10 protein-coding genes are annotated in these 13,145 nt (G+C 60.1%); 2 read left to right on the top strand and 8 right to left on the bottom strand.

What is annotated here, in order from left to right; all coding sequences use genetic code 11:
* Positions 1-191: 191 nt before the first annotated feature.
* The 7 genes from ACILSO_RS10600 to ACILSO_RS10570 form a co-directional block, all read right to left on the bottom strand.
* Positions 192-2,402, bottom strand: a complete 2,211-nt coding sequence (locus tag ACILSO_RS10600; protein WP_395737369.1) for an RICIN domain-containing protein — start codon at positions 2,400-2,402, stop codon at positions 192-194.
* 156 nt (positions 2,403-2,558) lie between these two features.
* The gene (locus ACILSO_RS10595; RefSeq protein ID WP_395737368.1) at positions 2,559-3,449 is read right to left on the bottom strand and encodes a hypothetical protein; all 891 of its coding nucleotides are present in this window, start codon (positions 3,447-3,449) and stop codon (positions 2,559-2,561) included.
* 286 nt (positions 3,450-3,735) lie between these two features.
* Positions 3,736-4,719 (bottom strand): alpha/beta hydrolase fold domain-containing protein, encoded by a 984-nt coding sequence (locus tag ACILSO_RS10590; protein ID WP_395737367.1) that lies wholly within the window; start codon positions 4,717-4,719, stop codon positions 3,736-3,738.
* A gap of 199 nt (positions 4,720-4,918) precedes the next feature.
* Positions 4,919-6,070, bottom strand: a complete 1,152-nt coding sequence (locus tag ACILSO_RS10585; protein ID WP_395737366.1) for an exo-alpha-sialidase — start codon at positions 6,068-6,070, stop codon at positions 4,919-4,921.
* Positions 6,067-7,326: a hypothetical protein gene (locus ACILSO_RS10580; RefSeq protein WP_395737365.1), complete on the bottom strand. Its 1,260-nt coding sequence runs from the start codon at positions 7,324-7,326 to the stop codon at positions 6,067-6,069. The genes ACILSO_RS10585 and ACILSO_RS10580 overlap by 4 nt, the downstream gene beginning before the upstream one ends.
* Positions 7,327-7,377: 51 nt before the next feature.
* Positions 7,378-8,709, bottom strand: a complete 1,332-nt coding sequence (locus ACILSO_RS10575) for an exo-alpha-sialidase (protein WP_395737364.1) — start codon at positions 8,707-8,709, stop codon at positions 7,378-7,380.
* Between the two features lie 98 nt (positions 8,710-8,807).
* Positions 8,808-9,719: a dihydrodipicolinate synthase family protein gene (locus ACILSO_RS10570; protein ID WP_395737363.1), complete on the bottom strand. Its 912-nt coding sequence runs from the start codon at positions 9,717-9,719 to the stop codon at positions 8,808-8,810.
* Positions 9,720-9,852: 133 nt separating this feature from the next.
* Here ACILSO_RS10570 and ACILSO_RS10565 point away from each other — a divergent pair, with 133 nt between their 5' ends.
* Both ACILSO_RS10565 and recN read left to right on the top strand, forming a co-directional pair.
* Entirely contained in the window at positions 9,853-10,710 is an 858-nt protein-coding gene (locus ACILSO_RS10565) for an AraC family transcriptional regulator (RefSeq protein WP_395737362.1), read from the top strand.
* 414 nt (positions 10,711-11,124) lie between these two features.
* Complete coding sequence (recN, locus tag ACILSO_RS10560; RefSeq protein WP_395737361.1) at positions 11,125-12,789, top strand: DNA repair protein RecN; 1,665 nt, start codon at positions 11,125-11,127, stop codon at positions 12,787-12,789.
* On the opposite strand, the gene ACILSO_RS10555 is transcribed toward recN, so the two are convergent.
* On the bottom strand, positions 12,786-13,121 hold the full coding sequence (locus tag ACILSO_RS10555) for a hypothetical protein (protein WP_395737360.1): 336 nt from the start codon (positions 13,119-13,121) through the stop codon (positions 12,786-12,788). The two genes, recN and ACILSO_RS10555, sit on opposite strands and share 4 nt — an antisense overlap.
* Positions 13,122-13,145: the final 24 nt, after the last annotated feature.

The raw sequence follows: 13,145 nt of genomic DNA, 5'->3' as shown, positions 1-13,145 counted from the left end.
AGCCCCCACAAACCTTAGCAAGCCCCCTCATTCTTTTTTCTTCCATCGCAGCCAGGTAGGGAGGCTGGTCCCCAGCCTCCGCCGCACGTTCCTCAGCCCTTTTTGGTGCGCCAACTTCTTCCTCCTCCTCTTACTCATACTCTTCCTCCCTTTCTGTTTCCGGAGAGGAAGAACTGCCTCTACTCCGCACCCTACAGCTTCGTGCCGTTCATCTTCGTCCACGGACTCCACGCCCCCATCGCATGCTGCAAAATCTTCCGCTTCCAGATCTTGTTCATGCAAAACGCATACAACGTATCCTTGTCCTTCCCGCCAATCGCCACCGCCGTCACCCGGCTCCGATCCGGCACCGGCAGAATAATTTGAGTCGGCCCGTCATCCGCGCTGATCTGCACCCCGCTCTTCGTCGCGATGAACTGCCGTCCCTCGATCGAGTAGCACAGGCACTCCGGCCCCGCATCATCATCCCAGTCCGCCACATGCAGGTGGAAAAAGCGCTCCTTGTTCTTGAGCATCCCATCCTCATCAATCTGATAGCTGTACGCCCACTTCGAGTGCCCCTCCGCCACGGACAGCAGCCACTGGTCCGGCCGATACGCCATCCCCGTCGCAAACTTGATCCCCTTATCCACCTGCGTCTTCTTCCCATCCTTGATCAGCCACACCGTTCCCTCTTCCTTCGGCTTGTCGCCATTCGTCGTCACATACAGCGCCCCCGTCGGCATCGCCAGAATCGAATGCCCCAGGATGTCCTCCATCACCACGCTGCCCGCGCCCGTTGCATCAAAAGCCATCAGCTTCCCCGACTTCTCCGAGATCGCGTACACCTTCCCATCCGCGCCCACGCTCACGCAGTGCGCATTCACATCCTTTGCAAATTCGCTCACCTTCCCATCCAGCTCAATGCGATGAATCTTGTTGTTTGAAGTATCCGCAAAGTACACCTCTCCCTTCTCATTGCACGAAGGCCCGCGCGTGCTCTTGAAGCCCTCCGCCAGTAGCTCCCATCCCTCGTTAGGCACGATCACCTCCTGCGCCCGCGGCGCACTCGGCCCCGCCTTCACACGCTCTGGCCAGTCCTTCCACAGAAACGCCATCGCCTCCAAGTAGTTCTCTCCATAGCCCGCCACATGCCGTCCCTCGATGCTGCGGAACTGATAGTCATAGCCTGAGAACTTCAGCGCCTTGTCCATCTCCAGGTCCAGCAGATACCAGTCCCCCGCGCAGTTCTCCATGTCATGCGTCGCCGTCGTCAGGTACGCGCGGATTGGCTTCGCTTCAAACTTCCGCACCATTGTCGGAAACTCATGCCCGCCACGGAACGCCACCCAGCTCCCGCTCGCCGCATACACCCGGCTGAAGGCATCAGGCCTGTGCCACGCCGCCGTGAAGGCCGCGATCCCCCCGCTGCTCCCACCCGAAATGCACCGGTCATTCCCATCCGTGGACATCTTCAAATCAAACTCCTTCGCCACAAACGGCAGCAGCTCATCGTGCAGAAAGCGCACATTCTCATCGCCCACGCCATCATACTCCAGGTCGCGATTCCGCCGGTCCATCGTCCCCTTCATCGCCGCAGGCAGCGTCCCAGGTTTCACAAACACACCAATCGTCACCGGCATCTCCTTCGTAGCGATCAGCGTCTCCATGAAAGCCTTCTCCCGCGCATTATAGCCATCCGTCTTCACATACACACACGCCGGCTTGCTCCCATCATACTGCGCCGGGATGAACACCGTCACATCCCGCACCGTCCCCGGGAAAACCTTGCTCTGGTTAAACTGCGTCTGCTTGATCGTCCCCGGCAGAATCTCCTCCGGCTTGATCGCCACCGGCACATACGTCGGCGCAGCCGCCGCCTCTGCCGCAGCACCCGCGATAGCCGTCCCCGCCAGCGGCTTGATCTGCCACTGCAGATGCTGGTCATTCGCATTGTGCTGCCACAGATCAATCTTCGATCCCGGCTCCTTCTTGCCGCCCAGATCATCGATCCCCTGCGTCGGCGCATGCTTCGGAATGATCGAGTACGAGCCCGACTCATTCTTCTGAATCTTCCACATCTGCCAGTCCTTCCCGCTGTCTGTCTCCAGCACGATTCCCGTGCCATTCTTCACTCCACCCTTGTCCGCCGCCAGCGTCAGCGTCGTGCTGTATGAAGGCCTGATCGCATAAAAACCGTTGCCCTTGTCCACGATCACCCACTTCTGCTCCGCCTTCCCCGCCGGATTCCCAATCGAAACCTTCGTTCCCTCTGCCGTCCCCCCATCCACCGCCTCCAGCACCATCGCCGGTGCACTCACCGGCACGATCACATACGCCCCCCAGTCTTCGGCGGGAAGCTGGGTGGCAAATCCAAAAGTGGCGGCCAGTAGGCAGCGGCGGAGAGCAACGTGAGAAATCATGAGAGAAGGGGGGGGAAGAGAAAATGAAACGCAAATCCTCACGCGTTCATTCCCTCTAATATCGTTAATCTGCACCCCTCTCATGGCTGACGCATCAGCCAGCGTGCACGCACTGTGCATTACCAGGCCGTGTTTGTGCGCTGGCGCAGTGCGTCATCACTTCTTCGCCACCTTGAAGCTCCCCAGCATCTTTTCGACATCAGGAAGCAGCTCCTTTTCCATCTTCGGGAAGATCGTGCTCACGATGAAGTAGCACTTGTTCTCCACCATGAAGACCCAGTGCCTCCAGTGAACATCCCCGCCCGTCCGCGCAGGGATCATCGCCTCAAAATGCAGCGCTTCAAACTCGCCCACCTTCGCAGGTTTCAGGTCGTCCGCGCTGGCATCCTGCTTCACCCGCTTCGCCCACTCCAGCGCTACCTCCTTGCGCACTTTCTCAAACAGCGCCGCCTCATCCTCCTTTTTCGCTGTCGAGTATGCCCCCATCTCATAGATGTCCATGCCCACCGGAAACGTCTTCGGTCTGCATGCCTGCCAGTGGCCCCGGTCCTCCGCCTGCCACCCCTTTGCCAGCTCCACGTTGTACGGTTTCGTTGGTTTCGCCTCCGCCACGACGGATGTGAATGAAAAAATCACCAGATGATCATTCTCGGTTGTCTCAGCCTTGCTCGAGTTCGCATACTGGTCCTCTTTCCGGTAGCTCCAGGCGGAGAATGTCTGCAGCGCGATAGTGTCCATCAGCTCTTTCAGCGTCGGTTTGTAAAATTCAGGAAACACTGGCTGCAGCTCCGCCTCGGTGATCTCCTTGCTCATCCCCTTCAGGCCAACGCAGACCCTGAGGTCCATCTGGCTCCGTACCATGAACATGTTCGCAAACGCCCCGAATGAATCCCCCAGGCCGCCCTCCAGCCTCTTCCCCAGCAGCCTCGCCTGCTCCTCATAAGAGAGCACCTTTAACGGCACTTTTTTGTCATAAACCGTCTTCTTCGCATCTTCAGCGATGGCCGCAGCCACGGTCAGCCCAAGAACAACAACGGCAAGGCGCATGATTTTCATCCCTCCATTCAATCACGCACTCATCCCACCTTGCAAGACATCTCCTCAAGTCTAGACCACACCATGCCACCCCGGCACTGCTCCGTAGCACCGTTTCCGGCGGAGTGGGACCATCCTGGTCCCTCCACGCTTCGCAGCGTCGGCCAGTCTTATCCCACAAGCCATCGCATCAAAGCTAAAGAAAAGCCCCGCTTTCAAGGGCGCGGGTTCAAGACTCTTGCGAAAAAGAGGCGGCGTTACCGCTCCTCCTTCAAACACAAGCCCTCCCGCTCTACCTTCACTTCTTCGGCTCCACCGCCACCTCCGCTTCGGGCACCAGTTCGATCTTCACATCTTTCCCCTGCAGATGCTTGTCAAAGAAGTCCTGCATCAGTTTGATGATTCCCGGTTTGCCAAAGCCTCCGTTGCCATGCCCCGAGCCCGGCAGCTTTTGCAGCCACACCTCCACGCCCTTTTCCTTCAGCACCGCCGCAAATTCCTCGCTTTGCGCATACGGCACTAGCGTGTCATGCGTCCCGTGCAGAATCAAAATCGGAGGATTGTCCTTGCTCACATAATGCACCGGGCTCACCGCATCCGCTTTCGCCTTATCATCCAGCTTTGTTCCGATCAGCTCCGAGTACGGATCCTTCGGCGTGTTAAACTCGAAGATGTTCTTCACGTTTTTGTCTTCTGCTGCCTGCTGCACCACCGTGCTAAAATCCGTCGGCCCAAAGATGTCGCACACTGCCTGCACGCGATCAGACATCTCCTCATTCCCGCCGATCATTGGGAATGCTTTCTTCCCGCCCGCTGTTCCCACCAGTGCGGACAGATGCCCGCCCGCGGATCCGCCCACCGCACCCACATGCTCGGTGTCGAAGTTGTACTGCTTCGCATGCGCCCGCAGCCAGCGCAGCGCCGCCTGGCAGTCCTGGATCTGCGCCGGAAATTTTGCTTTTTGGCTGAAGCGATACTCCACACTCGCCACCGCATAGCCTCTCAGCACCATCAGCGCCACAGGGCAGGGGAACTTGCTCCCGCCCATCCATCCACCGCCATGAATGTGCACAATCAGCGGCAGTGGCTTCTCCGCCGCCTTCTCCGGCAGATACAAGTCCAGCCTCTGCGCCTCATCCCCATCCGCGATGTATGCGATGTCCTTCTCCATCTTGATCCCTGGCGGCAGCTGCGCCGTTTTCGCCTGCGCAAAGACTTCGCCCCCAGCCATCAAAGCCACGCCCACGATCAAAGAGAACCGAAAGATAAAACAAGATTTCATGCGCTACCTCAAACGCTCCCCACCGCCCTTCCTAGCTCAAAACCCACCAAATCTCCCTCCCTCTCCGCGAGCCCCCCTCGCGTAGTGGTCCGCACTCTCCGAGTGCGGCTTCAGCCCCCACCATGCCTTTCACCGCCCATTCCTCGCCACAGCTTCCCATCAACGACTGCAAACCATCGCAAACAACTGCAAACCTCCCTCATTCTCCCACCGGCGCCCTCCAAAACGTCCCCTCAATCGCCCGGTCATCCTCCTTCGGCCCATTAAAATAGTAAATCGTCAGCACCCTCCCATCCGGCCGCACAATACTCCGCGGATATCCCAGATCCCCGTCAAACCCATCCTCCCGCAGCACGATCTCCGGCCCCCACGTCACCCCGCCATCCGCGCTCAGGCACGCGCGCATTCCCGAAGGCTTGTGCCGAAATCCATACGTCACCGCCACGCGCCCATCCTGCAGTTGCACCAGCGCCGGCGGATTCCCCCCGATCTTCGTCACCGCATTGCCCGCAAACGTCCACGTCTTCCCCAGGTCCGCACTGCGCCACGCCTCGATAAACCCCGACACCTTCGGATCCGATCTCCGGATCATCGTCAAAATCGTCCCATCCTTCAACCGCAGCGACGAAGGCATGATCGCATACCCGCCCTCCACCGGCTCCGGCCCGATCAGCGATACCAGCTTCCAGTTCATTCCACCATCCGTCGTCCGCGCACAAAAAACGCGCCCCTCTTTCCCATCGCTCTTCTTCGCGCAGCTCCCAAACATCAGGCAGTCATGCTTCCCCAGCACGATCAAATCCGTCCGTGTGCAGATCCGCTCCACACCCTCCACCGCAAACGAATACGGTCCCTGCCACGTCTTGCAGCGGTCCACCGTCGTGTAAAACCACGAAGGCCCCGCATGCAGGCTGCCAAAGCGAAACATCAGCGCAAAATCCGCCGCCGTGAAATCCAGCTGCGTCGTGAGTGCCACCGGCTTCGCCTCATTCTTCGGATCTTTGAAAGGCACATCCTCCTCCGTCTTCCACGTCTTTCCGCCGTCCACACTCCGCGCCTGGATCTCATAGCTCGGCTTCGTCCGGTCGATCCGGTGATCCGTCGTCGTCTGCTTGTACCACGTCGCGGTGAACCCCGCCACGATCTCATCTCCCCACTGCCACAACCCATGATTCGCCGGCCAGCCGCCATATCGCCCCGGCTCCTTGTACACGATCACATTCTCCGCAGTCGCCGGCTTCAGCTTCGGCGCATTCGCCTTCGCTTTTTCACCAGCGATCTCAAGTTTCGCATCGGCGGCAAAACCCGAGGAGATTCCAAACACAACCGAGATGAATAAAAAAGTTCTCATGGAAGCAAGTGATGACGCCGCGCCTTCCAGTAGGCCGCTAGATGGTAGATGATGCCACAGCTGGAATTGTGCATGTAGTCAAAGTCCCGGATCATCTTCCCCAAAGCATTCCGCTGTTCCGGTGAAACCGCGTCCGGATCACTCATCAGCATCACCATCGCCGACTCCCCCGCCTCACGTGTCAGGTGCCACACCTCCCGGTACGGCCCCCACTGCGGATTCGGGTATCCCTTCTGGTTCTTCCACACCGGCACATGCCGCCAGTCCGGTCCCACCATCCGCATTTCCTCCGCGCTCTTCTTGGAAATCTGCTGCACCACGCTGCCAAAACGCTTCGCCGCCAGGTCCCGCACATGCCTCATCCGCTCATGGATCGTTGCCTTCAGCGCCGCATCCGGCTCCAGCTCATGCAGCACCTCCAGCGAGCATTGCATCTGCAGCAGCGCATACGCCGGCTTGTTCTCACCCGGGCTCGCCGACTGCGCGATCGCCTCCGCCGCATAGCGCCGCCATGCTTCACGGTAGCGCTCCTCACGCGTCGCATCCCAAGCCGCCGCATAGATCATCGGCAGCCGCGCCGCCTCATGCGCCTGCACATTCCACATCCGGCAGATCCCCAGCGGGCAGCGAGTCCCATCCGCGCGGCAGAAATCAAAATCATTCTCCGGCGTCACAAAGGCGATCATTCGCTCCGCCACATCCGCCACCACCCCGCGGATCTCCTTCTTCGTCCCCTCATCCGCCAGCGGACTCCGGTAATACTGCCACAGCCCATGCACAAAGTGCGTCACCTGATCCCGCGAAGAATTGATGTACACACTCTTCGCATCCTCCCGGCACACATTGCGCGCCACAAAGCCCCGCACCCCATGCACCGTCGCGCACAGCTTCAGCCCTGCAAACACACTCGCCGCCTTCTCGCGCAGCGCCTCCTCCTTCGTCACCGCAAACCGGTCACACAGCACACTCAGCATCGCCCCGCCCAAAATCGCCCCATCCTCCATCCCCGTGCTGTACCCACACGGATTCGGATACTGCCTCTTCACCTCCTCCGCCGTCGGCAGATGCGCCTGCTCCTTGCCCTTTTCATAACTGCTCAGGTAATCCCCAAACGTGTTCACCTCCGGCAGATAAAACCTCCCCCACACCACCTCCCACGCCTGCCCTATCCGTCCATCCACCCCGGCATCATCGGCCACCAACGGCCCCGAGAACACCGCCCCAATGACGAACAAGATAAAGACTCGTGAAAACATGCGCACTGCCAAAAACCTCAGTCGTCATTCCTCATACTGGTTTCCTCATTCTCACTTAGGCCACTCCCCGCCCGCCATCGGCTTCAGCACCAGCTTCTCCGGATCCACCACCACGTGCTTCACCTTCTGCCGCTTCCATGTGTAGGTGATGTGCACCAGTCCGTCGCTCGTCTGAATGATCGCCGGATAGCTGAACTCCTTCTTCGGCTCATCCTCCAGCACCAGCGCCGCCTCCCACACCTTCCCATCCTTGCTCAGCGCCAGATTCAGCGGACTGCGTCCCTTCGCCGTGTGATTATAGATCAGCAGATGCCGCCCGTCCTTCAGCGTCACCGCATCCGTCCCCGAGTTCGGATTCGGCAGCTCCGTCAGTGAAATCTCACCCCACGTTTTTCCCGCATCCGCAGACTCAATTCGAAACACTTTCCCCTGCCGTGTGCGCCCCACCGCCTCCAGCTTGTCACCACCCAGGAAAAGAATGCTCGGCTGGATCGCGCTCACCTTCAGCCCGTCATGCAGCAGCTCCGTCCGCTGCCACGTCTTGCCCAGGTCGCTCGTCCGCTCAAAATAGATCGCCCACGCGCTCGGGCTCTTGTTCGTCTCATTGCTCGTCGGGCACAGAATGTCACCATTGGGCAGCTGCACCGGCTTGTTCTTGATCGGCCCAAAGATCCCCTCCGGCAGCTTCTGTGCCGCAGACCACGTCTTGCCGCCGTCCGTCGAAGTTTTCAGCTCACCCCACCACGTGCTCGGCGAAGGCCCCACCTTATAAAACAGCATCAGCGGCGCACCCTTCGGCTGAAACAGCACTGGGTTCCACGTCGGGTGCCGCTTCCCATCCGCCTGCACCCCATTGGCCACTTCCACGCTCTCCGTCCACTTCCCGTCCACCAGTCGCGACACCCAGATGCACACATCCGGATTCCTCTCCGCCGTGCCGCCAAACCACGCCGTCACCATCCCCGTCGGCGTTTCCACGATCGTCGTCGCATGGATCGAAGGATAAGGCCCCGTGTTATAAATATACTCCGACTTCAAAATCCCCGTCTGCGCATCCTTTGGCTTCACCCATTCCCATGAGGTCAGCTCCCGGCTGTTGTCGATCTTCTGCCACACCACCACCGCCGCCTTCTGCGCCGTCGCACCCTCCGTCACATGCAGCACCATCTTGTAGTTCATCCCCGCCACCACCTGCCTCTCAGCACTCTCGATGCTCTGCAGCACCAGCTTCGCATCCTTCGCCTTCACCGCAAACTCCGCCGCCGCCTTCACCTCCTTGTCACCCGAAGACACCGCACCATACCCACCTGCAATCTGCTGCGCACATACACCGCACACAGACATCAAGACAGTCACAAAACAAATCAGCGAAACAGATTTCATAAGTAAAAAAGAAGAGTTCAAAAAACAAAGCTCAGATTAAACAACGCCGCTCAAACATTCCGGCTTCCGTGTATTCCGTGTATTCCGTAGGCCATCATTCAGTTCTTGATCAACCCCAGCCCCACCAGCCTCTCCCGAATGATTGCCCGCTCCGCCTCACGAAACCGGTGAAACGGCTCTGCCATGTGGTCCTCACAAATTCCCAGCAGCGAAAGCCCGCACTTGATCCCCTTGATGATCGCAGACTTGTGCCTGCCCACCGTGTAAATGCTCCCCGCCAGCCGCATCACCTGCGCATGCAGTTCCCGCGTCCGTTGCAGATCCTGCGCCGCTGCCGCCTGATACATCTCCACATAAAGTTTCGGGTGCAGATTCGCCCCCCCGTTGATCCCCCCATGCCCGCCTAGCAGCACCGCCTCCGCCGTCAGCTCCTCCGGCCCCACCAGCACGCTCCAGTCCGCACGCTGCTTCGCCACTTCCATCAAACGATGAAAGTAGATCATGTCACACGAGCTGTCCTTTACCCCGCACACTCCCGGCATCTCCAGCGCACGCTTCACCAGGTCGATCTCAAAGCTCACCTTCGTCAGCCCCGGCATGTTGTAGAGAAACATCGGCAGCGGCATCTCCGCCACCAGATCCTGGATGTACTCCAGCATCTCCGGCGGCGCCGCAGGGAAGTAATACGGCGGTGCCGTCACCACATGCGTCGCACCCGCTTCCGCGCTATGCCTCGCCAGATTCACACTCTCCGTAAAGGACGTGTCAGTGATCCCCACCAGCACCGGCACACGCCCCGCCGTCTGCTTGCACGTCCGCTCGATCAGTTCCCGCCGCAGCCGATAGCTCAGGCTCGGTCCCTCTCCCGTCGTCCCCAGCACAAACAAACCCGACACCCCGCCGCCGATCAAATGCTCGATCAGCCGCTCCAGCCCTTCGCAGTCGAGCAAATCGCGATCACGCAGCGGAGTGACAAGAGGCGGAATAATTCCAGAGAGTGGTTGGGACATACCCACCACTGACTTCGGCGCTCTCCAAATAGCAACCCGGCAGTGCGGCCAATGTTTGCCGCTCAAATGACGATTCTTGACCCTCCATCGCAAGATTCAGCCTCATCTGTGCCGTTGATCCCTTTGCCAAACCATGCCAGCCACCGACCAGGCAGACTACTTCTCCACCCAAGTCGTCCGCACCCGCCGCTTCTTCCTGCCCGAATGGGAGCAGCGCCAGCACAATGCCTCCACCCTCTGCCTCGTGGGAGGCGGCTGCGAGTGGTGCGCGCCCGACTTCATCGTGGATCGTCAGTCCTTTCCCTTCCTCGCCTTCGAGTTTGTCTCCAAAGGAAACGGCACCGTCACCCTCGCGGATCAAACTCACCCCATCGAAGCCGGCCATGCTTTTGTCTTCGACTCCACCACACCTCAGGTCATACGCAGTTCCGCCGAGGAGCCCATGGTGAAATACTTCTTCAATTTCACCGGCCTCCGCGCCGCCGAGCTGATGCGCGATCTTGACCTCCCGCCCGGCACCGTCCTGCGGGTGATGGACGCCTCTCGCGTCGTCTCACTGCTGGAGGAAGTCATCGACCACGCCCTGCGTGGCGGTCGCTTCGGCCTGCGCGCCGCCTGCGCTGCGCTCGACCACGCCCTCGTCCTCTGTGCCGACTCACGCCAGCCAGCCACCACCAAGATCGACCCCGCCCACGCCACCTACCTCCGTTGTCGGGGGCATCTCCTCCGCAATTACCCCGTCCTCACCAGCATCGAGCAGGCCGCCAAAGCCTGCCACGTCTCCGCCGCCTACTTCACCCGCCTCTTCCAGCGCTACGATACCGAGACCCCGCTCGCCTGCCTCACCCGCCTAAAACTCTCCCAGGCCGCCATCAAACTCCGCCACCCGGAGGCCCTCGTCAAAGCCGTCGCCGCCGAACTCGGCTACAAATCCGCCGCCCACTTCTCCCGCGCCTTCAAAGCCTGGAGCGGCAGATCCCCCCGCTCCTGACTCAAGCCTGGGAGCGCGGCACTCCGATGCCGCTCTGCGAACGTCCCATCGCTCTCCCATTCACTTGTCGATGTCATCTGCGTTCTTCCAAATCTTCACAGCTCCTCTGTGTACGTAGTTCGGGGTTCGCTCCGCGGCTTCGCAGCAGCCCGTTCTGGAAGCCCCTCATCGTCCCAAATTCGACACCAGCCAGCGCAGGTATTGTAGTACCGGCTTTAGCCGGAATCTGGGAGCTTTCTTCGTGCAAACAGCTCCCAATAAACTCCTCCAGTTACCCTCCGTTCCACAATCCACCCGCCTCAAGTTCCGGTGCTCCGCAGCCTCCCAAAACTTTGTGTTGTAAATCATCTGCCTCCTCCCAGTTGAAATGCTCCAAGCATGGTACATGTTCGTTTGCCCACCATCTCCCACCCCATGCTTTCCTTCCTCAAAATCCGCAATCTCGCCCTCGTTGAAGACGTGACCTGGGACTTGGCCGCCGGTCTCATCGGCGTCACGGGCGAGACCGGTGCCGGCAAATCCATCATCGTCGGCGCTCTCAAACTCATCCTCGGCGAGCGTGCCGACCGCGCCCTCATCCGCAATGGCCAGGACGCCTGCACCGTCGAGGCCGGCTTCCATCTCAAAGACACCCGCGCCATCGACTCGGTCCTTGAAGACGCCGGACTCGACCCCTGCCAGGACGGTGAGCTTCTCATCAAGCGCACCATCAGCGCCTCCGGTGCCAACAAGCAGTTCGTCAATTGCTCCCCCGTCACCATCCAGGTCCTCAAAAGCCTCGGCGAATTCCTCGTCGATCTCCACGGCCCCCACGACCACCAGTCCCTCAATTCCAAGGACCGCCAGCTCGAAATGCTCGACAAATACGCCGGCACCGAAGACCCCCTCGCCAAATACCAGGAAGCCTGGAAGCTCTGGCGCGCCGCCGTCACCGAGCTCGATGACCTCGAAAACTCCGAGCGCGCCAGCAGCCAGCAGATCGACATGCTCAAGTTCCAGGCCAACGAAATCGCCGCCGCCCACCTCAAGCCGGGCGAAGAGGAGGAAATCGAATCCCGCCACCGCATCGCCGCCAATGGCGCGCGCCTCGCCGAACTCTGCGGCAGCATCACCAGCCGCCTCAGCGAAGGGGAGGGGAGCATCATCGATGGCCTCCGCGAGCTCAGCCGCAGCATCCACGAACTCGAAAAAATCGACCCCTCCACCGCCTCCCTGTTCGAAGGCTTCAAGTCCGCCCAGATCGAGCTCACCGAACTCGAAAGCAGCGTGCAGGACTACGCCGACGATCTCGAAATCGACGGCGCGGAACTCGACAAGCTCGAAAGCCGCATCCACACCATCCAGACCCTCAAGCGCAAATACGGCCGCACCATCGCCGAAATTTTGGAGTTCCTCGCCGAAACCGAGCGCAAGCTAGCCAAGATGGAAAACCGCGGCGAGGAAATCGCCCGCCTCCAGAAGCTCGTCAAAGACCGCGAGGCGGATGTTCTCAAGCTCGGCAAACAAATCTCCAAAAAGCGCGCCGACGCTGCCCCAAAGCTCGCCAAGGAAGTCGCCACCCATCTCACTGATCTCGGCTTCAAGCGCAGCGTCTTCGAAGCCCAGCTCGCCGTCCTTCCTTCACCCGGAAACCATGGCCTTGAGGAAGTGGACTTCCATTTCGCCCCCAATCCCGGCGAACCCTCCAAGCCCCTCCGCCTCACCGCCTCCAGTGGCGAAATGTCCCGCGTCCTCCTCGCCGTCAAGAGTGCCCTCGCCAAACAAGACGCCGTCCCCCTCCTCGTCTTCGACGAAATCGACGCCAATGTCGGCGGCAACATCGCCGAAGCCGTAGGCCGCAAAATGGCCGCCCTCGGCGCCACCCATCAGGTCATCGCCATCACCCACTTCCCGCAGGTCGCTTCCTTGGCCAGGAGCCACTTCGTCGTCACCAAGGAGATCACCGGAAACACCACCCGCTCCCAGATTCAGGAAGTCAGCGCCACGCAGCGCGTCGATGAACTCGCACGCATGCTCGGCGGTAGCGCCGAGAGCGCGCGTGTTCATGCGCTCAGCCTCCTCAAAAATGCGGCGGCTTAGTTATGCTCGATCAGATGCGGGTCGCCCAGGCTCATGCGCGGCGGGCGGCCCTTCACACGGCTGAGCGTGGCACGCAATGCCAGCGATCCCAGCTGTGTCTGCGGGTTCCAGCCTTTCGGCGCTTTCTTTGCGGTGCTGGTCCATGGCATGCCGTCGGCGATCCACTTTTGGCGGTAGTCGTCTATGGTGATTCCTTTATCATCATCGGTCACGCCAAACTGGAATCCGCAGCACGCGCAGATTTCCATCGAGGCCCCGCCGGTGCGGTTCCGTGGCGGTTCAGCCAGCTTGTCATACCCGCATACGGGGCAGAAATTAGAGGTCAGTTTCATGGTTGGTTTGTTGCAAGATTTTCG

The sequence above is a fragment of the Prosthecobacter sp. genome (assembly GCF_044226605.1).
In the GTDB taxonomy this organism is placed as follows: domain Bacteria; phylum Verrucomicrobiota; class Verrucomicrobiia; order Verrucomicrobiales; family Verrucomicrobiaceae; genus Prosthecobacter.
The sequence above is the reverse complement of the archived record's forward strand: the minus strand, read 5'-3'. Positions and strand labels throughout refer to the sequence as shown.

Coding starts and splice junctions, on each gene's coding strand:
- ACILSO_RS10600 (WP_395737369.1), bottom strand. CDS start 2,402: ATGATTTCTCACGTTGCTCTCCGCCGCTGCCTACTGGCCGCCACTTTT.
- ACILSO_RS10595 (WP_395737368.1), bottom strand. CDS start 3,449: ATGCGCCTTGCCGTTGTTGTTCTTGGGCTGACCGTGGCTGCGGCCATC.
- ACILSO_RS10590 (WP_395737367.1), bottom strand. CDS start 4,719: ATGAAATCTTGTTTTATCTTTCGGTTCTCTTTGATCGTGGGCGTGGCT.
- ACILSO_RS10585 (WP_395737366.1), bottom strand. CDS start 6,070: ATGAGAACTTTTTTATTCATCTCGGTTGTGTTTGGAATCTCCTCGGGT.
- ACILSO_RS10580 (WP_395737365.1), bottom strand. CDS start 7,326: ATGTTTTCACGAGTCTTTATCTTGTTCGTCATTGGGGCGGTGTTCTCG.
- ACILSO_RS10575 (WP_395737364.1), bottom strand. CDS start 8,709: ATGAAATCTGTTTCGCTGATTTGTTTTGTGACTGTCTTGATGTCTGTG.
- ACILSO_RS10570 (WP_395737363.1), bottom strand. CDS start 9,719: ATGTCCCAACCACTCTCTGGAATTATTCCGCCTCTTGTCACTCCGCTG.
- ACILSO_RS10565 (WP_395737362.1), top strand. CDS start 9,853: ATGCCAGCCACCGACCAGGCAGACTACTTCTCCACCCAAGTCGTCCGC.
- recN (WP_395737361.1), top strand. CDS start 11,125: ATGCTTTCCTTCCTCAAAATCCGCAATCTCGCCCTCGTTGAAGACGTG.
- ACILSO_RS10555 (WP_395737360.1), bottom strand. CDS start 13,121: ATGAAACTGACCTCTAATTTCTGCCCCGTATGCGGGTATGACAAGCTG.